The 19,841-nt window shown below is 39.8% G+C and carries 18 protein-coding genes and 2 pseudogenes; 7 read left to right on the top strand and 13 right to left on the bottom strand.

What is annotated here, in order from left to right; translation table 11 throughout:
• Window positions 1–21: 21 nt before the first annotated feature.
• From NDQ71_RS02670 to NDQ71_RS02660, 3 genes are all read right to left on the bottom strand, one after another.
• Window positions 22–366 carry a hypothetical protein gene (locus tag NDQ71_RS02670; protein ID WP_076919501.1) on the bottom strand — a complete coding sequence of 115 codons (345 nt, stop codon included), beginning with the start codon at window positions 364–366 and terminating at the stop codon, window positions 22–24.
• Between the two features lie 471 nt (window positions 367–837).
• Window positions 838–1,443, bottom strand: a complete 606-nt coding sequence (locus NDQ71_RS02665) for a hypothetical protein (protein ID WP_076919500.1) — start codon at window positions 1,441–1,443, stop codon at window positions 838–840.
• A 117-nt stretch (window positions 1,444–1,560) separates the two neighbouring features.
• Window positions 1,561–1,755 (bottom strand): CPXCG motif-containing cysteine-rich protein, encoded by a 195-nt coding sequence (locus tag NDQ71_RS02660; RefSeq protein ID WP_192542287.1) that lies wholly within the window; start codon window positions 1,753–1,755, stop codon window positions 1,561–1,563.
• A 580-nt stretch (window positions 1,756–2,335) separates the two neighbouring features.
• Here NDQ71_RS02660 and gloA point away from each other — a divergent pair.
• Window positions 2,336–2,863 (top strand): lactoylglutathione lyase, encoded by a 528-nt coding sequence (gloA, locus tag NDQ71_RS02655; protein WP_301562210.1) that lies wholly within the window; start codon window positions 2,336–2,338, stop codon window positions 2,861–2,863.
• A 69-nt stretch (window positions 2,864–2,932) separates the two neighbouring features.
• Here the strand turns inward: gloA and htpX are convergent, their stop codons facing one another.
• The 5 genes from htpX to bioB form a co-directional block, all read right to left on the bottom strand.
• On the bottom strand, window positions 2,933–3,796 hold the full coding sequence (htpX, locus tag NDQ71_RS02650; protein WP_301562209.1) for a protease HtpX: 864 nt from the start codon (window positions 3,794–3,796) through the stop codon (window positions 2,933–2,935).
• 139 nt (window positions 3,797–3,935) lie between these two features.
• Window positions 3,936–4,619 (bottom strand): dethiobiotin synthase, encoded by a 684-nt coding sequence (bioD, locus tag NDQ71_RS02645; RefSeq protein ID WP_301562208.1) that lies wholly within the window; start codon window positions 4,617–4,619, stop codon window positions 3,936–3,938.
• A gap of 18 nt (window positions 4,620–4,637) precedes the next feature.
• Complete coding sequence (locus NDQ71_RS02640) at window positions 4,638–5,456, bottom strand: methyltransferase domain-containing protein (RefSeq protein ID WP_301562207.1); 819 nt, start codon at window positions 5,454–5,456, stop codon at window positions 4,638–4,640.
• Window positions 5,453–6,607, bottom strand: a complete 1,155-nt coding sequence (locus tag NDQ71_RS02635; protein WP_301562206.1) for an 8-amino-7-oxononanoate synthase — start codon at window positions 6,605–6,607, stop codon at window positions 5,453–5,455. Before NDQ71_RS02635 ends, NDQ71_RS02640 begins: the two co-directional genes overlap by 4 nt.
• A gap of 56 nt (window positions 6,608–6,663) precedes the next feature.
• Complete coding sequence (bioB, locus tag NDQ71_RS02630; protein WP_192542293.1) at window positions 6,664–7,704, bottom strand: biotin synthase BioB; 1,041 nt, start codon at window positions 7,702–7,704, stop codon at window positions 6,664–6,666.
• A 95-nt stretch (window positions 7,705–7,799) separates the two neighbouring features.
• Here bioB and bioA point away from each other — a divergent pair, with 95 nt between their 5' ends.
• Window positions 7,800–9,089 (top strand): adenosylmethionine--8-amino-7-oxononanoate transaminase, encoded by a 1,290-nt coding sequence (gene bioA / locus NDQ71_RS02625; protein ID WP_301562205.1) that lies wholly within the window; start codon window positions 7,800–7,802, stop codon window positions 9,087–9,089.
• 63 nt (window positions 9,090–9,152) lie between these two features.
• Here bioA and NDQ71_RS02620 read toward each other — a convergent pair whose 3' ends face one another.
• Window positions 9,153–9,587, bottom strand: coding sequence for an AAA family ATPase (locus NDQ71_RS02620; protein ID WP_064666210.1), 435 nt, complete (start codon window positions 9,585–9,587; stop codon window positions 9,153–9,155).
• A gap of 287 nt (window positions 9,588–9,874) precedes the next feature.
• Between NDQ71_RS02620 and asnS the strand changes: the two genes are divergently transcribed.
• The 3 genes from asnS to NDQ71_RS02605 all read left to right on the top strand — a co-directional run bounded on the left by asnS (window position 9,875) and on the right by NDQ71_RS02605 (window position 14,579).
• The gene (gene asnS, locus NDQ71_RS02615) at window positions 9,875–11,272 is read left to right on the top strand and encodes an asparagine--tRNA ligase (RefSeq protein ID WP_064666209.1); all 1,398 of its coding nucleotides are present in this window, start codon (window positions 9,875–9,877) and stop codon (window positions 11,270–11,272) included.
• 160 nt (window positions 11,273–11,432) lie between these two features.
• Window positions 11,433–12,974, top strand: a complete 1,542-nt coding sequence (locus tag NDQ71_RS02610) for a methyl-accepting chemotaxis protein (RefSeq protein WP_192542295.1) — start codon at window positions 11,433–11,435, stop codon at window positions 12,972–12,974.
• 387 nt (window positions 12,975–13,361) lie between these two features.
• Entirely contained in the window at window positions 13,362–14,579 is a 1,218-nt protein-coding gene (locus tag NDQ71_RS02605) for an IS4 family transposase (protein WP_301562640.1), read from the top strand.
• A gap of 515 nt (window positions 14,580–15,094) precedes the next feature.
• Here NDQ71_RS02605 and NDQ71_RS02600 read toward each other — a convergent pair.
• Window positions 15,095–15,250: a hypothetical protein gene (locus NDQ71_RS02600; RefSeq protein WP_192543181.1), complete on the bottom strand. Its 156-nt coding sequence runs from the start codon at window positions 15,248–15,250 to the stop codon at window positions 15,095–15,097.
• A gap of 484 nt (window positions 15,251–15,734) precedes the next feature.
• Here NDQ71_RS02600 and NDQ71_RS02595 point away from each other — a divergent pair, with 484 nt between their 5' ends.
• A complete protein-coding gene (locus NDQ71_RS02595) occupies window positions 15,735–16,454 on the top strand; it encodes a hypothetical protein (protein WP_192543182.1) in 720 nt (239 codons plus the stop codon).
• Window positions 16,455–16,520: 66 nt separating this feature from the next.
• Here the strand turns inward: NDQ71_RS02595 and NDQ71_RS02590 are convergent.
• Window positions 16,521–17,117, bottom strand: a pseudogene (locus tag NDQ71_RS02590) (IS256 family transposase); the annotation flags it as partial.
• 51 nt (window positions 17,118–17,168) lie between these two features.
• Here NDQ71_RS02590 and NDQ71_RS02585 point away from each other — a divergent pair.
• A protein-coding gene (locus NDQ71_RS02585; RefSeq protein WP_225736794.1) for an IS3 family transposase occupies window positions 17,169–18,712 on the top strand; the annotation gives its coding sequence in 2 pieces (ribosomal slippage) (window positions 17,169–17,622 and window positions 17,622–18,712; 1,545 coding nt in all).
• Between the two features lie 35 nt (window positions 18,713–18,747).
• Here NDQ71_RS02585 and NDQ71_RS02580 read toward each other — a convergent pair.
• Window positions 18,748–19,377, bottom strand: a pseudogene (locus NDQ71_RS02580) (IS256 family transposase); the annotation flags it as partial.
• Window positions 19,378–19,427: 50 nt separating this feature from the next.
• Complete coding sequence (locus NDQ71_RS02575) at window positions 19,428–19,835, bottom strand: hypothetical protein (protein WP_301562204.1); 408 nt, start codon at window positions 19,833–19,835, stop codon at window positions 19,428–19,430.
• Window positions 19,836–19,841 lie beyond the last annotated feature (6 nt).

The following is a 19,841-nucleotide window of genomic DNA, read 5'->3' as shown; positions in this document are numbered from 1 at the left end:
AAGCATTAAAAATTTTCATTATTAACGTTTTAAAACATAAATACCGAGTGGGGAGTCTAGACGTAGGTTATGCTCATCAACATGTAGCACTTCCCATTTTCTGACTACTTCTCCCGAAGTTACATGTAATATTTTGCCTTCCCTTGTGTAAGGGTAGTATCTATTCCCATGTTTTTTCATTATTTGGAGAATACCTGAGTTATCAATTTTAAAAAAATTACCATCATCAATTTTTATTGTATCTATATCTGATGCAATAACTTCAATTAACTTCCATTTAAACTGAATATCATTCTCTTTCGAATAAAGTAAAGGTGAATAGATCAGCGTAATTAAAATAGCAAGACATATTATAATTTTATGCATTTTTATATCCATATAGATCGTGTGTAAATGTAATATTTGTAGATATGACAACTTATTTCTTTTTTTTAATTTCCAAATCATCTTTTACACTTAACTGGTGTTGTCCAGGTATTAAGATCATGATAAAAACAGCCACGCAAATTAATAAAATCACTCTAAGCACATTTGAAGTTATAAAACTCTCCGTCAAATTAACTAAAAGAATCAATGGCAAAACAAAAAAGACACCTAAGTAACGGTGACGATTTGTAAATTCATGCAATGAGCCACAACTTGTACATCTATAACGAGTCGTCATTAAAGATATAGTAAACCACGATAATGAAATATTAGCAGAACATTTTAAGCACTTAGGGATCATACATAACCAGTTTGTGATTTAAGAGGAACTTTTTAGTTTGGATTATTCTTAGCAGATCTCATTAATTAAAGATTGCTTAGTTAACAATCTTTAATTAATTTAGAAATAAGTCAACTATAAACCGACGACGTTACTTTAGGTGGAGAACTTGCTAAAAGTCGCCCTAAACCATCAGGTAGCTGGTCCAAATCATATTTTTGTGTATTAGAATTTACTAAAACTTCTTTCCCCTGATGATCTCTCGAAATTCCAGTGATAGTTTGGATTAGTCTATTTCCAAAGAAAGGGTGAGGTGACCAAGAAAAATCATATTCAAAAATAATTTCGTAACTCCAACCCCTTTCCATTCTTGGAAAAATTACTGAAGCCTGCGCTTCTCCAAGAACAACACCAGAAATTACGGAGACTGAAAAAGATGCAGTTGATGTTGCTATAAAGCCCGTTCCTAAACCTAGCAATGCAGAAGCTAGGTAACCACCGTGTCTAATGACTTTCTCCCATTCAGAATTCCATTTATTAGCTGACTGATCAGTTGGAAAAGTTAGTGTGTGAGAAGACTTACTTTTTAAACGCTCTCTAGTATCACAGTCTGGTGCTTTACCTACGCCCATCCAATGACCACCATCAGTCCAATTCAATCTATTATTGCACTGTATCTCTAAACTTTTCTTTTCCCTGAGTGATAATTTTTGTGATCTAATAACACGAGTTTCCATCTTAATTCCTTTTAAAATTTTGTACCTATCTTCAAGAGTAAAAAGAACATTAAATATTGTCAATGTTTAATTTTCATAAAGTTGAAGAGAAGTTTTTAAAAATCTCATATTTGCCTTTTAAAACGCCTCATCTTCACTGTATACATTTACATTAAGTTCATCGTTATCTTCAAATACGACAAACGAAATAGGCCTGCAACACACTTGGCAGTCTTCTATGTATTGCTCATCAATATCAACCACATCAATTAATACTTCTATGTTTTCTCCACAGTAAGGGCAACTAATCGACTTTTCGGTTAACTGGTTCATGATTTTCCCTTTTAAATTTACACAAGGTTATAACTTCACTTTAGTAAACAACCTTATATAAGACAATGCTGGTAAAGTGACTTAATAGTTCAAATTTAAACAGCGTTAGCTAAAATATTGTTTAACTTAATTATATCAACTAAGCCATGTTGGTTCTGATTTAAAAAATAATCGCATAGCCATAAATTATCCTTAATATGTATCGTGATTGAATAAGCGCCTAACAGCTTATCAAACACCACTTTGGGGGTTTATAACACCCCAAAAAGGCGTATATTACATTGTTCAATAATTCCACTAAACAACTTCAATGTAAACAAGTAATTACGTAGGCTATAAAACACTCGCTGTTAAAATACACCAAAACGACTTTTAATAATGTTATGGGACAAAACCCCAGAACTGTATAAATAAACAGCATCGCTAAATATGCCATTTTTCGCTTATAAAGCACTCAACTGACTTGCAAGTAATTTAGCTCGGTGGTTTTAATTTTTGCTGCTGTTGATTATGATGAGCGTATACCCTGCCTTTTTAAATCCATTAAGGTTTTTTCAGTCATTTCATTAAGGATTATCTCATGTCTCGCTATAACGAACCTCCAGAGCAAGTTGCTCAGGCCACCGAAGGCTATGTAATGCAGCAAACTATGTTGCGTATTAAAGATCCCAAACCGTCGCTGGCATTTTATCAAAACGTATTAGGTATGAAGCTGTTAGGTAAGTATGACTTTCCGGGTATGAAATTTACCTTGTACTTTTTAGGCTATGAGCAAGACTTGCCAGAAGGCGATGATAAAGAAAAAACCCAGTGGGTGTTTCGCCGCCCTGCTTTAATAGAGCTTACTCATAACTGGGGCACTGAAAGCGACGATAGCTTTACGGGCTATGTTAGCGGTAATGAGGAACCAAAAGGCTTTGGTCATATTGGTATTAGTGTGCCCGATGTATACGCGGCGTGTGAGCGCTTTGCTAAATACGATGTGGAGTTTGTGAAAAAACCAGATGGCGGTTCAATGAAAGGCCTCGCTTTTATTAAAGACCCCGACGGTTACTGGATTGAAATACTCTCGCCAGAGGGCATAACTGAGATCATTCAATCGCAATAAAAAACATTAAAAATAAAAAAGCCTGCAAATGCAGGCTTTTTGTTTACAAGTACTGTGAAAAACTTGAATTTAACGACGTAGTGCGTCTATACGTGCGTCAAGCGGTGGGTGAGATGAAAACAACTCAGCCATGCCTTTACCACTGGCAATACCAAACGCCATCATTGAGCCTTCTAATTGTGAAGGGTGATTTTGCTTTAATCGCTCAAGTGCTGAACGCATTTTATCTGCGCCTACCAACTGAGCTGCGCCGTTATCGGCTGCAAACTCACGTTTACGGCTGTAATGAGCAACCACTATGCTTGCCAATACGCCAAATAATACTTGGAATAACATATCAAATAGGAAGTAAGTCCAGCTGCTGCCGCCCTCTTCTTCATCACTATTGATAAAGTTGTCAACAATACCAGCCAGTACTTTTGCGGCAAAAATAACAAAGGTATTCACCACACCTTGGATCAAGGTCAAAGTAACCATATCGCCATTGGCAATATGCGAAACCTCATGAGCAAGTACCGCCTCGGCTTGATCTTGACTCATATGCTGTAATAAACCAGAGCTTACAGCCACCAGCGAATTATTTTTACTCGGGCCTGTCGCAAAGGCATTCATTTCAGGGCTATCGTAAATCGCCACTTCCGGCATAGCAATACCGGCTTTTTTAGCTTGCGTAGCCACTGTTTGCACTAACCAGTGCTCAGTTTCGTTACGCGGTTGCTCAATCACATAAGCGCCGGTTGACTTTTTCGCCATCCATTTTGACATGAATAAAGAAATAAAAGAGCCACCAAAACCAAATACAGCTGCAATTAGTAAAATTCCGCCAAGGCTACGATGGCTTAAGCCCAGCGCACTCATTATGATTGAAAGCACCACACCTAATACCAACATAACCGCTAGGTTAGTTAATAAAAACAAAAATACACGTTTCATACGAGTTCTCCAAAAATAACATTTATTGCTGAGCGATTTACTATGTTTGATCGGCTTTGAGCAATCACTGCGTTATGACACACTATGTCATAACGCCAGCGCCATTTTGTGACAAACTATGTCACAACACAAGGGTTATTTATGGATTTATTGATAATTTTTCAAGTAGGGTTTTATAAATTTGTAATTTAGGGGTTTGCTCTGTGTATGGGCTAATGGCAAGCAGTGGAAATGGTAAGCGTGTTTTGAGTGAGTCTAGGTTTTCTTGGTATTCATCCATAGTGGCATCAACTTGGTTTGCAATCCAACCTACACAGTTAATCCCTAAACTTTGCATATGCGCAGCACTAAGTAATGCATGATTTATACAGCCTAACTTCATACCGACTACTAATATAACCGGCAGTTGCTCTGCTTTAACCCAGTCATATAAATACTCGTTATTATTAATAGGTAATGCCCAGCCGCCCGCACCTTCTGTTAACAGATAATCTGCGCCTTGCTGCTTAACATGTTGATAAGCCGCGCTGAGCTTTTCTACTGTTATGTTTATACCCGCTTGCTCTGCAGCTATATGGGGAGCTATTGGCGGTGCAAATGCAAATGGATTGATTATGTCGTATTTAGCGCTTACTGTGGCACTTTCCATTAGCATTAGCGCATCGGCATTAACGAGCTGCTCAAATGCCATTTCACACCCAGAGGCAATCGGCTTAAAACCTATTGCACGCTTTTTATGTTGTGCGAGTAACTTTAACAGCAAACTGGTTACATGGGTTTTACCGGCATCGGTATCTGTACCGGTAATAAAAAACTGATTCATGGCGTGGCCTTTCTATTTTTACTGGGCTTTTTCTAATGATAACAATACCACATGGTAAGATACATGGGCTTGATTGTTTAATAGCGGATAGGCATCACAGACTTTTTTTAGCGCTGATTTAGTTAATAAACCACGGCGACTTGTTGCGTGATTATGGGTGGTGGCACCAATAGCCTTAATTGATTTTATAGCCGCTAATGCACTGCTGTGTTGATCGGTATAAATTACTTTATTTGAGGCGTTGATCTTAAACCCTGCCTTTTCGACCGATTGGTTTATATTGCTATGACTTGCAAACTGATTAATATGACTATAGGAATCAAGCGCTGCAAAGGCGGTTTTTATCTCATTTAATGATCCTACAACAACCGTACTAATATAGGCTTGCCCGCCTGGCTTTAATGCTTGATAAAGCGAGTGCATTAGCGTTTCAAAATCAGCAGACCACTGGAGCGCAAAATTACTAAAAACCACATCAATACTGTTTGCTTGCAGCGGTAAATTATCCATATCAGCGCACAGTTTTGGGGTGTTTAAGGCACTGCTTTTTAGCATCTTAAAACTTAAATCTATAGCAACAACTTGGCCAAATAATGCCTTTAAAGCCTGAGTATTAACCAGCGGCCCTGCCCCTAAGTCAACACAGAGCTTTTTAGGATTTGCAGTAATGAGTTTAAATAAATCATTAGCCGCTTGTTTTTGCACATTGGCATGCTGGCTGTAACTGTTTGCTGCTTTTGAAAAGTTATGCGCGGTGGTTTTTTTTAAAACCTGAGCCGCTATACACACAGCCGAAGAACTAACTGGCTTAGTTTTAATTGCCTGCTGGCTTATCATGCTATGGCCTTTTGTAAGCTAGCCACAAGCTGAGCTATATCGTCATGAGTGTGGGCTGCACTTAAGGTAATACGCAAACGCGAAGTATTGTGTAAAACGGTTGGCGGGCGAATAGCCGTTAGCCAAATACCTTGCTGCTTTAATTGCTCACTGGCTTTTAACGTTTGCTCAGCGCAGCCTAAAACGATTGGCTGAATCGCGGTATTGGAGTCCATTAGCGCAATCTGCTGCTCTTTTGCTAGGCGTTTAAACAGCGCAATATTGGCGTTTAATTTAGCTCGCTTATCGTTAGCGTCTCTTATGCTTTTAATACGCGCCAAAGTATGAGAAGCAATAAACGGTGACATAGCGGTTGAGTAGGTATAATCACGATTAAACTGCAGCATATACTCTATAAAGTGCTGCGAACCTAATACGCACGCCCCGCTACTAGCAACCGCTTTACCAAAGGTGATCACTAAAATATCTGGCATACACGCTTCATTTATTAATGACTCACAACTACCCAGCCCGGTTTGACCCAGCGCACCAAAGCCATGGGCGTCGTCTATCATTAACCAGGCGTTATGCTGCTTTGCTAAGGCAAATAGCGCTTTGATCGGTGCGGTATCACCATCCATCGAGAACACGCCCTCAGAAATGATTAGCTTATTGCGCGCTTTTGATTTTTCTAATCGTGAACGTAGATGATTTATATCGTTATGCTTAAAGCGTATTAAAGCTGCGTTGGCGTGTAATGCGCCATCAATTAAACTGGCATGGTTTAACTTATCTTGAAAAATAGCACTGTGTTGCGCCGTCGCTTTATCTTGAAACAACGCCTTAATAACACTGCTATTTGCACTAAAGCCCGAATTAAACAGCATGCCAGCTTGATAACCCAAAGCGCTACATAAAACTTGCTCAAGCGCTTGCTGTGGTTGCTGATAACCCGTCACTAATGCTGAGCTGTGGCTACCTAACAATGGCGCACTGGTTAACTCCACCGGTGAATCACCAAACCCTAAGTAATCGTTACTCGCAAAGTTAAGGTAGCTTTTATCATTAACCGTGATTGTGCGCGCCGTTGCGCTTTGTACTATATAGCGTTTACGCAGTAGCTGCTGTGCTTTGCGTTCATCTAAATGGGTGTTTATAAATTCAAATGACATAAATGTCTCTAACCTTCAACGCGATACTTTAAACCATAACCCTATTACTGAGCGCTTTAGGCTTCGTAAAACATCTCTGAGGTTGCTTTATCTGCTACCGCTGACGATAACGACGCTTCATAGGCTTCGTCTGAATAATCGTGGCGTTTTTCAGGGTTCATGCCTAATTTTTTAATCAACTTCATATCCGCATCGGCTTCTGGGTTTTCTGTGGTTAATAGTTTATCACCATAAAAAATTGAATTTGCACCGGCAAAAAAGCACATTGATTGCATTTGTTCATTCATCGCATTACGCCCTGCTGATAACCGTACATAACTGTGTGGCATCATAATACGCGCTGTGGCAATGGTACGAATAAACTCAAAGTGATCTAAATCGTCAACGTTCTCCAGTGGTGTGCCTTTTACTTTCACCAGCATGTTAATTGGCACACTTTCTGGTTGTTGCGGAAGATTTGCAAGCTGCATTAATAAACCAAAACGATCGGCAGCTTGCTCACCCATACCAACAATACCGCCTGAGCACACTTTCATACCGGCATCGCGCACATTACCAATGGTGTCTAAGCGATCTTGAAACGTACGGGTAGTAATTATTTGCTCATAATACTCAGGCGAGGTATCGAGGTTATGATTGTAATAATCAAGGCCGGCATCGCGCAGTGCATGAGCTTTTTGATTATCCAGCATGCCCAGTGTCATACAGGTTTCAAGGCCAAGCTCTTTCACTTCTTTAACCATTTGCGAAATATACGGCATGTCTCTGTCTTTAGGATCAGACCATGCAGCCCCCATGCAAAAGCGAGTCGCGCCTTTTTGTTTTGCTAACCGCGCTTGTTCAACCACTTTTTCAACTTCAAGCAGGCGTTCGCGCTCTAAATCAGTTTTATAGTGACCCGATTGCGGGCAATATTTACAGTCTTCTGGGCAGGCGCCGGTTTTAATTGACAGTAAAGTCGATATTTGCACTTCATTAGGATTAAAATTAGCACGATGTACCGACGCAGCCTTAAACAATAAATCGTTAAACGGCATTTCAAATAAGGCTTTTACTTGTTGATGTGTCCAATCGTGGCGAACAGCTGCAAACTCCATAACTCTCTCTTTTTATTTTTCATGACGGTGATATTGGCTTAGTCTACGACTTGCCGTAACATTGTCAACGAACCCAACCAGCATTAAGTTTACCAATGAATAAAAAATACACGATAGACCTTGATTTTGATCGCCAGCACATTTGGCACCCCTACACATCGATGACTCAACCTTTGCCGGTATACCCGGTTAGTCACACCCAAGATAATCGTATTTTCTTAGCCACAGGTGAAGTGCTCATAGATGGTATGGCTTCTTGGTGGAGCGCCATCCATGGTTATGGCCACCCGGTATTAAAAAATGCCGCGATCGAGCAAGTTGATAAAATGAGTCATGTGATGTTTGGCGGGCTAACCCACGCGCCTGCAGTAGAGCTGTGTAAAAAGCTCGTCGCAATCACACCAAGCAAATTACAAAAAGTGTTTTTAGCCGATAGCGGTTCAGTGTGTGTTGAAGTAGCAATAAAAATGGCGTTGCAGTACTGGCTCAGCCAAGGTATCACCAGCAAACAAAAACTAATGACGCCGTTAAAGGGCTATCATGGCGATACCTTTGCAGCGATGAGTGTATGTGATCCTATCAACTCAATGCACTCACTATACCAAGGGTTTTTACCCGAGCATGTGTTTGTGCCAGCGCCAGTCAGCCAATTTGGCCAAACCTTTGATCAGCAAGAGGCGCAACAGCTTGCAGATCATTTTGCTAAACATCATCAACAGATTGCCGCTTTTATTATCGAGCCAATTGTTCAAAACGCCGGTGGCATGAACTTTTATCACCCCGAATATTTAAAAACCGTGCGCAAGTTATGCACAGACTATGACGTACTGTTAATTTGTGACGAAATAGCCACTGGATTTGGCCGCACAGGTAAACTATTTGCTGTAGAACATGCAGATATAGGACCTGATATTTTATGTATTGGCAAAGCACTCACAGGTGGCATGATGACCTTATCAGCCACCTTAACCACAGATAAGATAGCCATTGGTATCAGCGAAGGTGAAGCCGGTGTATTAATGCATGGGCCAACCTTTATGGGTAACCCACTGGCCTGTGCAGTGGCTTGTGCAAGTATTGATTTATTAATTGAACAAGATTGGCAAGCGCAAATAACCCATTTAAACGATGCGCTGCAAGCATTAAAGCGTTGCAGTGAGCTTGAGCAGGTTGTTGAGGTAAGAACACTTGGCGCAATTGGTGTGGTTGAACTAGATACTGTAATAGATGTTGCCAAGATCCAAGCTTTCTTCATCAGCCAACATGTCTGGATCCGCCCATTTGGTAAGCTTATCTATTTAATGCCACCGTATATTAGCAGCGAAGAGGACATAACCATGTTGGCAAATGCGATTTACGACGCAATTGCAGGCAAACATTACTGAGCAAGTATCAATGAGCAAATATAACTGATAAAGCCAGCACCCAAACTACACCGAGTTTGGGTGCTACCACTCAAACATGTAAGCCATTTTGCTGATCATTTTCAGTGGAATATTATGGCTATTGCGTTTGGCATACAGGTGCTGCATTGATTTATCTTTTACTTCACCCACTATCACTTCTTTAACTTGGTAGCCCAGTGCAACAGCGGCTTGGCTATAAGCAATAAATTCCCATTTTTTGATATTGGTATTATCAACAATGATCAGAGGGATCTCTTGCGCCAATGCATTTATAAAACGGGCTAAATTTAAATTGTGGTATTGCGACAGCTTGAACTTATCAAACTGATAGTCACCTTGTTCATTATAAAAATAATCATCGGTAGAACAAATTAAGTATTGGCTTGGATCGCCCGCTACCATTTCATCGGCAAGGTTTTGCGCATAATAAGACTTACCGCACCCTGGTAAACCACGTAAAATAAAGACTTGTTTCATAATACCTATATGTTTAGCAAGTTAGTTTAAATATCGTAATTTCACATAATGCCACAAAACCGGTTTTGATCGCAGTGAAAATCACCTTTAAATTATGATCTAAGTTGTTTTTTATCACGAAAAATTAAAGTGACGGGTTTTTAACGACAAAAAATCATAAAAATGCAAAAGAATAAGCAAAGAGTTACCTTTGAATGTTTTTTTATTTTACATTCAAAGGTAAGATACACCGTTCAAGTGCGATGGCGCACATATTAATGTAGGCAACTTATATCATTGGAGTGAAGATGAGCCACTTAGCGATTTCAGAGCTATTAAAAGGCAAGGTTGCGGTAGACAGCCAAGTAACAATTAAAGGCTGGATCCGTACACGCCGCGATTCAAAAGCAGGAATTTCATTTTTAGCCGTTCATGACGGTTCGTGTTTTGATCCTATTCAGGCGGTAGTACCTAATTCACTTAATAATTATGATGAAGTTACTAGCCTAACAGCCGGTTGCTCTGTGTCAGTTACCGGTGTTTTAGTACAATCAGCAGGCCAAGGTCAATCTTTCGAAATTCAAGCAAATAGCGTACAGGTACTTGGTTGGGTAGAAAACCCAGACTCATACCCAATGTCGGCAAAACGCCACAGCATTGAGTATTTACGTGAGCACGCTCACCTTCGCCCACGTACCAATATGATTGGTGCGGTAACACGTGTACGTAACTGTTTAGCGCAAGCTATTCACCGTTTCTACCATGAGCAAGGTTATTACTGGATCAGCACCCCTATCATCACCGCAAGTGACTGTGAAGGTGCAGGCGAAATGTTCCGCGTATCAACGCTTGATATGCAAAACTTGCCACGTACAGATAAAGGCGATGTTGATTACAGCGAAGACTTCTTCGGTAAAGAAGCATTCCTTACTGTATCAGGTCAGTTAAATGGTGAGACTTACGCCTCAGCGATGTCAAAAATTTATACTTTTGGCCCGACTTTCCGTGCTGAAAACTCAAATACTTCTCGCCACTTGGCAGAGTTTTGGATGGTCGAGCCAGAAGTTGCGTTTGCTGATTTAGAAGATATCGCCAAACTTGCTGAAAACATGCTGAAGTATGTGTTCAAAGCGGTTCTTGAAGAACGTCGTGATGATATGGAGTTTTTTGCGCAACGCGTTGAGAAAACAGCTATCACTCGTCTTGAAGAATTTGTTGAGAAAGACTTTGCTCAAGTTGATTACACAGATGCAGTGGAAATCCTAAAAAGCTGTGGCAAGAAATTTGAATACGCCGTTGAATGGGGTGTAGATTTACAGTCTGAGCACGAGCGATATTTAGCTGAAGAGCACTTTAAAGCACCGGTCGTTATTAAAAACTACCCGCGTGATATTAAAGCATTCTACATGCGCCAAAATGAAGACGGCAAAACCGTTGCTGCAATGGATGTTGTAGCACCAGGTATTGGCGAAATCATTGGTGGTTCACAACGTGAAGAACGCCTTGATGTACTTGATGCACGTTTAGAAGAAATGGGCTTAAACAAAGAAGACTACAGCTGGTACCGCGACCTACGTAAATATGGCACTGTACCGCACTCAGGTTTTGGCCTAGGTTTTGAGCGTTTAGTTGCTTATGTAACTGGTATGGGTAACGTACGTGACGTGATCGCCTTCCCTCGTACCAAAGGCAGTGCAACTTACTAAAATGAGTTGCTGCTCATTACTGCAATAGATTACTGCAAAAAGCCAACCTTGGGGTTGGCTTTTTTAATGGTAAATTTGTGCCCATATAAGACCTTTTAATAATTGATTTAGTTTGTTTTATATTCAAAACTAAAAATTACAATAAAAAAAGGCCAATGGCATGAATTTAAACTCACTGTTATATACATTATTCTATTTCGTTATTGCTGCACTGTACTTTTTTGCACAGCTGACTCTCGTTAGCGCGCTACTGCTAACAGCATTAAGCGCACTGATGTTTTTTCGGGAGAAAGTTTTTGCTAAAAAAGCTCCAGTTAAGCCTGAACCTGATCAACATGCAGTTATTACTAAGGTTGCTGATAATATCACTAAGGCAACGTCTAAAAATGCAATAGATGCCGCAGAAGTGGCATTTTATATTGATAGTTTAGCCAAAGAAATTGATGGCTGTTATAGCGAAAGTGAAGCCGTTAGCCAAGCAACCCAAGCGCTATCCCACAATAGTAGCGAGCTGACTAATGATATAACCACAGTTAGCCAAGCAATGATGCAAACAACAAAGGCATCGAGTTCTGCTGATCAGCGCCTGCAACTGGCCACAGAGCAAATAGACTCGTTATCTGGCTCCATTGATAAGGTATCTAAGCAACTCGATCTACTGCTAAAAAGCGCCACAGATATTCAAAGCATTACCCAAGTTATTCAAACCATCGCCGAGCAAACCAACTTACTGGCACTAAATGCGGCCATTGAAGCGGCTCGCGCAGGTGAACAAGGCCGAGGTTTTGCTGTTGTTGCTGATGAAGTACGTAATCTTGCCAATAAAACTAATCAAGCCACTAAACAAATTGCTGATATGTTGACTGAAATTAATGCCAATAGCATGCAAACAAATGACGACATGAAACAAGTATCAACACGCAGTGATTCTGTAAGACAACAACTAGAGAACGTCACTCAATCATTTTTAGCAATCAATCACGATATTAGCGAATCATCATCAACACTTGAAAACATGCAGCAAGCAGTCAGTGCTTTTCAAAATGCAACCACACAAATTAATACCTCAGTGGGTAGTATTAGTCACCTACTCGCCGAAGTGTCTACAAAAAGTACTTCAATCTCAGATCAAGCTTCTAATTTATCACTGGGATCAGAAACTATTTTTAGAGAGCTTAATAAAGTCGAACATAACGCATTCTTTAAACCTATTTTAGCCGCGGCACTTGAGGCCAGCTCTGCCATTTCAATTAAATTTACCGAGCTACTAGCAACATCCCAATTAAGCGAGCAGCAGTTATTTTCGCAGCAGTACCGAGAAATACCTAATACAAACCCGACTAAATACAGCACCGACTACGACAGCTTAACCGATAAAATATTACCACCAATTCAAGAACCTATCCTTGAAAATAAACAAATCCTGTTTGCTGGTGCCGTAGACAAGAAAGGTTACTTCCCTACTCACAATAAACGCTACAGCCAGCCACTAACGGGCAATTACCAACAAGATTTAGTAAACAATCGCACTAAACGAATTTTTAATGATGCCACTGGCAGCCGCTGTGGTAGCCACACTGAAAGCTTTTTATTGCAAACCTATAAACGTGATACCGGCGAAATTTTACATGACCTATCAGTACCCATTTTAGTAAATGGCAAACACTGGGGCGGCTTTAGAATTGGGTTTAAAAGTAGCTGAAGAAGCTGTAAGCCTTAAGCCGTCAGCTGTAAGCGATAAGTATTAAAAACAGCGTTAAACGTAGGTTATGGTTGAGAACAACGAAGCCCAAGCTTAAAAAACTTAGTGGTAGTAATGCGTTAGGTTATTTGTTAAAACTATATAAAGAAGATAAATAAGTGTTCATTCGGCAGTAATATGTGCGATGAGCTCACTATTAAATGTTAGCACCCCTAGTAAGCAAAGATAAATGAAGGATAGCAATGAAAAGTATAGTTTTTTTAACAACAAGGGAGGGGTTGGGAAAACGACCTAAAGTATCCCCAAAATTAGCCTTTATATATCAATGAACTAATAGTGTTAAAAAATATGGGTAGTGAGGGAACATTCATGGTGTTTTGTGATCTTATGAATCGCTTAAAAACAACAGAACTAAACACCATGAATGCGTCTACTATTTTGCACAATATGCTCCGCGCTGTCACCCCTAACTCTATTCATAAAGCCAGATTTAATACTCTAGTCGCTGCCGTTAAATCTCTTTTGCACTGTCAGCAATGCACCTTGACATCTATTGGTCGCAATTTGGATTCAAAAACAACTGAAAAACATGATATTAAACGTATTGATCGACTACTCAATAACCACGAGCTTTTGCGTGAGTCGACATCGGTTTATGTTCGCTTAAGCCGTTTTGTGGTCACTGAAAAGCATCCCGTCATTTTGGTTGATTGGAGTCATGCAGATACACAAACCAAATACTGTATTCTGCGTGCCAGCATTGCCAGTGAAGGTCGTTCTTTGACCCTGTATCAGGAAAGTGCATTCAGTTTTCAGTATCATTGCCCAAAAGTTCAAAAACGGTTCTTAAAGATGCTCAAACTGATCTTGCCGGGTGACTGCCGGCCCGTAATTGTGACGGATGCGGGCTTTAAAGTTCCTTGGCTCAAAGCCGTGCGAAACAATGGCTGGCATTATATTAGCCGTGTTCGAGGTACGGCACATTTGAAAACGCAGGGCAGCGATGAGTTTGTTCCATGCCAGTCACTATTCAAGAGCAATCAACGTAAGAGCCAGTATCTTGGCGCGACCGAGTTGACCAAAAGTGCAAAATATCAAACTCATGCAGTGCTGGTTGGCAAGGGACATAAGTTATTAAAAAGAGATAAAAAACGTGGTTATAAGGAGCCTTGGCTACTCGTTTCTTCTCTTCCAAAGAGGCACCACTTTCTCGAAAAAGTACTCAAATTATATGGTATGAGAATGCAGATAGAAGCAGGATTTCGAGATCAAAAAAGTGTTAGGTTCGGCTTAGGCTCAGATCTGCACAGGACAAACAAACTCTATCGATTAGACATACTGTTGCTGCTTGCCACACTGGCTCATTGGTTCTCAATGATGCTGGGGGCAGTGATAGACAAAGCAGGAAAGACAGGCGCTTTTCAAGCTAATTCAACCAAAAAAAGACGAGTAGTGTCATGGGCATTTGTTGGGCTGCGATACTTCAAAAAACAGTCCATTAAACTGCGACGGCGAGATTATTTGGCAGGACTAGCCTATTTCGTACAGGTGGTAGTGCAACTCGATTGGAAAAATATGGATGTGAGTGATGTAATTGAAACTTAATGATTATTTCTGGGGATCCCTTAGGGTGTTTATAGTCAGAGTTATTGGTGAGCTGACCTAAAAGAGATAATAGCTCCAAGGACTCTGGGAATTTTTTAAGCTTCTCTTTTACATTGTACAAGGAAACTCTTGAGGGGGTTATCCATGTACTATCGTTATGGTTAAGACAAAGGCCAAGGTAAATTACAAACCCCACTATGTCTGAGCACGAATGTAACGTTCTAACAATAGCGATAATATTAGCTCTACAAGCAAGTGTAAATTCAAAATCTTTGTTATTCACCTCGGTATCTACACTGAACCTAGATCTAAATAAACTACTTTCTGTAGGGTTATTCCGCATATGCTCATCAAGCAAAGCATGCAATGTACGGTAGTGGTAGCTGCATAGCATTTGAGTTTCAGCTATAGAACTAATTGCCCTATCCAATTTTGATATATCTTTTTCTGATTGCTTATCTTGAGCATAGTGAAGCAGAGTTTCTCTATTCCAGCTTTCCATTTGGTTTATTCCATTAATTTTTCAGTAAATGTATATCAATGAATTGCTGCTTCGTTAAAATGCATTCTTGCCCATTCTTCTCAAAAGTCACTGAATTATATAGTGTATTTATTTTAAAACCGTTAAAACCTAGCAAGTAAGCCATAACTATTAATTCTTCGTCTGCCATTCAATTCCTTATTACTTTAACGTACATCGAAGGTGGAAATGGAAGTTAGCGGTATTAGACCGTGGTTTTGTTAATTCAGGTCAAGTAAAAACCCAGAGGCTTAATTTACTGCATCAGCTTTGTAGAATTATTGCCTCACACTCATTGGCTCCAGATTTACAACAATACTTATGTGACAAAACAAATATGCCGTATCAACATATAAGTGATGTAAAAATAGCATTTGAGCAGCGCTCTTTATCTGAGCGGCATTATATTTTAGAGCTCGCATGGTGGTTAATCAAAAAATACCCAAGGAAGATAAATGAAGCCATTAAGTACAAAAAACTACGCCCACATTACCTCTACAAAGATATGCCGAGTCTAAGATTTAAGTAATGCTTATTATTTATGTATAATAAGTTAAGTTTTCTTATTAGAAACAACTAAAGTAAGAGAATAACCTGCCGATAACTAGTAATAAATAACGAACAAGGAAAATGATATGAAAGTTAATTCAAATGATACCAATCTAGCATCGCAGTTTATATCGAACGGTTCAGAAGTGAAAGTTAATAAACCTGTAAATGGTAAAGAGCAAATAAATAGTGAAATGGAGCGACTAGCTAAGGACATATATCATAAAGATCAGCCTAAAGAGCCTGAAGCGACCTATGATAAGCCAATGAATATAACAACAAATAATGTTGTATCAACAAGGGAAGCAGAAGAAAAAGCGTTAAATAATATTCGAGTCGCTACTGTCAATCTTTATATGCCGGGTGGTGAAGTTTCTAACTCGGTTGAAAAAATGTTTACTCAGTATGACAATATTATGGCTGAAATAGCGGCCGAACAACCATCATTAGCGAATAAAGACTGGGGTATATCAATCAGTCAATCAGGTGAGCTAGAAGTTACAGGTTCCATTAGTGATAAAGAGAAAAGTCTTATATCTGAAAAATTAAATGACAACGGGGATTTTGTGGCCGCAGCTAACGAGTTTAAATCGAGCTTTCTAGAGCACATTGACTTGGGAGTTAGGGGGTGGTCAAGTTACGACGTAAACGAAGATAATTTCTCAAAAATATTTGATTTAAAAGAAATTCTGGATAATTCACAAGGCGGAGAAAGCTTTAAACAGGCTTGGAATAAGGACTTTAGTTGGCTTGAGTTAAACGATAATATCTCTTCTCAACTTAGAAGAAATGCAGAACGAGAGTAATTTATTGCGAAAGGGCCTCATTTAGAGAGCCTGTAACGGATTCTGTGTAACTGCCCGTTTTACATTTTAAATATGCTTGCTGAGTCGTTCCTCAAATTCAATGATAAAACGACTCATTGCATTTCGCCAGTCACGAATTGGCATCGTCCATTTTTTCGATGCCTCTTTTATTGCCAAATAAATCATTTTTCTCGCAGAGTCGTCATTTGGAAATATCTTACGCTTTTTAATCGCTCGGCGAATAACGCTGTTGAGTGACTCAATGGCATTCGTTGTATAAATGGCTTTTCGTATTGCATCCGGATAATTAAATAACGTGTTTAAATTGTCCCAATTCGCACGCCATGACTTTGCTATTTGAGGATATTGATTGTCCCATTTCTCTGCAAATCGCTCCAACTCCAGCAACGCCTCCTCTTCTGTCGACGAGCGGTAAATCAGCTTCAAATCAGCCGTCACGGCTTTATAATCTTTCCATGAGACATATTTCAATGAGTTGCGAACCATATGCACTATACACAATTGAACATGAGTTTGCGGGTAAGCAGTATTAATTGCATCAGGAAATCCCTTCAGGCCATCTACGCACGCGATTAAGATATCTTCAACGCCCCGTTGGCTTAATTCGGTGAGCACGCTCAACCAAAACCCCTCTCTGTCAGACTAGTTGTCGCGCTTAATATTCAACCATTAAACAGAGGGCGTGGAGTAACAATGAAACATTATTCAGCGCAAAGCAAAGAGTCGGCTCTTCAGAAGATGATGCCTCCAAATAATATAGCAATAGCCCAATTATCAATCGAGATGGGGATTGGTGAATCAACCTTGTATAATTGGCGAAAACAAGCAATTGATAAGGGGCATTTAGTGCCAGGTGATGGAAAGAATGCTGAGCAGTGGTCATCAGCAAATAAATTCTCAGTCGTGTTGGAAACAGCCTCTTTAAATCAAGCTGAGTTAGCGGAATATTGCCGAGGCAAAGGTCTTTATGTGGAACAAGTATCGGCTTGGCGAAATGCGTGTATAGATGCAAACGCTAACGTTAAAGAGCAAGAAAAAGCCTTCTCCACCGAAACAAAGAAAGATAAAAAACAGATCAATCAATTAGAAAAGGAGCTACGTCGAAAAGATAAGGCACTCGCTGAAACCGCAGCACTATTGGTGTTAAGAAAAAAAGCAAATGCGATCTGGGGGGAAGCCGAGGACGAATGATCCTCGACTCAGCTCGCATTCAAGCAGTTAAACTAGTTAATGAAGCTGTGAGTTCTGGTGCGCCAAAGTTTAAAGCTTGCCGTGAACTTGGGATCAGTGTCCGGACGTATCAACGTTGGACTGTTGACGGGAACATAAAAACAGATGGTAGACCAATATCTCAGCGCCCTGAGCCAAAAAATAAGCTATCAAAAGCAGAGAGAGATAACATATTAGCCATCGTTAATAGCGATGATTTTAAGAGCTTACCACCAAGCCAAATCGTCCCTACATTAGCAGATGAGGGTATTTATCTTGCTTCTGAATCAACATATTATCGTGTTCTTCATGAAGAAAAACAGCAAAACGCTCGCGGACGTAGTCAGATAAAAGAGAGAAAAGTACCGACGACACACTGTGCTACAGGGCCAAACCAAGTGTGGTGTTGGGATATTACTTGGTTACCAGGCCCCGCTAAAGGGCTGCATTTTTATTTATATTTGATACTCGATATATTTAGTCGAAAGATTGTTGGATGGGAAATTCATGATGACGAATCAGCAGAAAATGCATCAATATTAATTAAGAAAGCTCATTTAAAAGAAGGAGTTAAAGATAATCCTCTGGTACTGCATTCGGATAATGGAAGCCCAATGAAAGGCTCATCAATGCTTGAAACACTTTATAGTTTAGGTGTCGTGTCGTCTTTTAATCGTCCTAGGGTGAGCAATGATAATGCTTATGCTGAGTCGATATTTAAAACGTGTAAATATCGCCCTGACTATCCGTATAAAGGGTTTTCAACAATTGATGAGGCGCGTAGTTGGGTGTTGAAATTTAGCCACTGGTATAATTTTAACCACAAACATAGTGGCATCAAATACGTCAGCCCACATCAAAGGCATTCAGGATTAGCGGGTGACATATTGGCTAATAGAAAAGAAGTTTATCAAGGTGCTAAAGATGCTCACCCTGAGCGCTGGAGCGGTAATATCCGTAATTGGGATTTACCAAAAGAAGTGTACTTAAACCCTGAACAAAATAGTGTCAAGGCTGAGAGTGCATAACGTAGTGATCGCGACAACTAGTTTGACAAACACCGAAACTTAGCCCCTTCATTTTCTGAAATCCACATGCCAAGCAATTCTTTATGGCCGTCAATATTAATACCTAAAGCAAGGTAAATAGACTTTTTGATAACGCGCTTATCTTGGCGTATTTTTACAACCAGGCAATCCAAATAAACAATAGGATAAATCGCATCCAGGGGGCGAGATTGCCATTCAGTGACCTGCTCCATAACAGCACTGGTAACACGTGACACCAATGTGGGAGAGATATCAGCGCCATACCACTCATGAAAAGCATTCACGATATCGCGTGTGCTCATTCCTTGGGCATACAGCCATAAAATTTTATTATCCATTGAGGTGAATCGAGATTGATGCTTTTTAACAAGCTGCGGCTCAAAAGAGCCTTCACGGTCGCGGGGCGTATCAAGCTCAAACTCACCGTCTTCTGTCTTGATACGCTTACTTGTTTTACCGTTTCGGCTATTACTGCTCGTGGATTTACTGTGTTTTTGATAGCCTAAATGTTCATCCATTTCTGCATTAAGTGCGGCTTCAACGGTTATCTTTTTTAACATCTGACTAAATTGATTTAAATCGTCAGGTGTTTTAATGCTTTTAGCTGCTTCTTTTGCAAACGCTTCAAGTTCTTCTTTATTCATGTTCATCGCCTAATCCTTAAACTCTTGATAGAGTAAATTATGATAGGCATTTACACAAAATTAGTTACATCCTCGCTTTTTAGTACGTTATAGTCACAATTTACTTCTTTCACACCTAATACAAACATTATTTGAGCTAGCGTAAACTCATCTTTTTCATCGAAGCAAATCTCAGACAGTTTCTTGTCAACAGAATTAGACTCGTAGTATTCAGCAATCGAAATAGCCTCAATCCTCACGATCTCAGATTCATCCTCTAAACCTTTAACAATGTCTTTCTCTGTTATTAGGTTCAGAGTACCCAAATACTGAATACATGAACTTCTAAATACGTCATCAGATGAAAAGTACAATCCCTGTCTTGCTAGGTCCTCAGAGCTTCTATCTTCGTTTTCTATCGCCAAATCAAGGCAACTTTGAAGTTCGGAATCATCACCGTTTTTTTGAAACACGTACATGAAATT

This window comes from Pseudoalteromonas sp. KG3 (genome assembly GCF_030436385.1).
Classification (GTDB): domain Bacteria; phylum Pseudomonadota; class Gammaproteobacteria; order Enterobacterales; family Alteromonadaceae; genus Pseudoalteromonas; species Pseudoalteromonas prydzensis.
This window is presented reverse-complemented; position numbering and strand designations above follow the sequence as displayed.

What these genes read in the sequence shown, in the direction of transcription:
- NDQ71_RS02670 (WP_076919501.1), bottom strand. Translation starts at nt 366, where the DNA reads ATGCATAAAATTATAATATGTCTTGCTATTTTAATTACGCTGATCTAT.
- NDQ71_RS02665 (WP_076919500.1), bottom strand. Translation starts at nt 1,443, where the DNA reads ATGGAAACTCGTGTTATTAGATCACAAAAATTATCACTCAGGGAAAAG.
- NDQ71_RS02660 (WP_192542287.1), bottom strand. Translation starts at nt 1,755, where the DNA reads ATGAACCAGTTAACCGAAAAGTCGATTAGTTGCCCTTACTGTGGAGAA.
- gloA (WP_301562210.1), top strand. Translation starts at nt 2,336, where the DNA reads ATGTCTCGCTATAACGAACCTCCAGAGCAAGTTGCTCAGGCCACCGAA.
- htpX (WP_301562209.1), bottom strand. Translation starts at nt 3,796, where the DNA reads ATGAAACGTGTATTTTTGTTTTTATTAACTAACCTAGCGGTTATGTTG.
- bioD (WP_301562208.1), bottom strand. Translation starts at nt 4,619, where the DNA reads ATGAATCAGTTTTTTATTACCGGTACAGATACCGATGCCGGTAAAACC.
- NDQ71_RS02640 (WP_301562207.1), bottom strand. Translation starts at nt 5,456, where the DNA reads ATGATAAGCCAGCAGGCAATTAAAACTAAGCCAGTTAGTTCTTCGGCT.
- NDQ71_RS02635 (WP_301562206.1), bottom strand. Translation starts at nt 6,607, where the DNA reads ATGTCATTTGAATTTATAAACACCCATTTAGATGAACGCAAAGCACAG.
- bioB (WP_192542293.1), bottom strand. Translation starts at nt 7,704, where the DNA reads ATGGAGTTTGCAGCTGTTCGCCACGATTGGACACATCAACAAGTAAAA.
- bioA (WP_301562205.1), top strand. Translation starts at nt 7,800, where the DNA reads ATGAATAAAAAATACACGATAGACCTTGATTTTGATCGCCAGCACATT.
- NDQ71_RS02620 (WP_064666210.1), bottom strand. Translation starts at nt 9,587, where the DNA reads ATGAAACAAGTCTTTATTTTACGTGGTTTACCAGGGTGCGGTAAGTCT.
- asnS (WP_064666209.1), top strand. Translation starts at nt 9,875, where the DNA reads ATGAGCCACTTAGCGATTTCAGAGCTATTAAAAGGCAAGGTTGCGGTA.
- NDQ71_RS02610 (WP_192542295.1), top strand. Translation starts at nt 11,433, where the DNA reads ATGAATTTAAACTCACTGTTATATACATTATTCTATTTCGTTATTGCT.
- NDQ71_RS02605 (WP_301562640.1), top strand. Translation starts at nt 13,362, where the DNA reads ATGAATCGCTTAAAAACAACAGAACTAAACACCATGAATGCGTCTACT.
- NDQ71_RS02600 (WP_192543181.1), bottom strand. Translation starts at nt 15,250, where the DNA reads ATGGCAGACGAAGAATTAATAGTTATGGCTTACTTGCTAGGTTTTAAC.
- NDQ71_RS02595 (WP_192543182.1), top strand. Translation starts at nt 15,735, where the DNA reads ATGAAAGTTAATTCAAATGATACCAATCTAGCATCGCAGTTTATATCG.
- NDQ71_RS02575 (WP_301562204.1), bottom strand. Translation starts at nt 19,835, where the DNA reads ATGTACGTGTTTCAAAAAAACGGTGATGATTCCGAACTTCAAAGTTGC.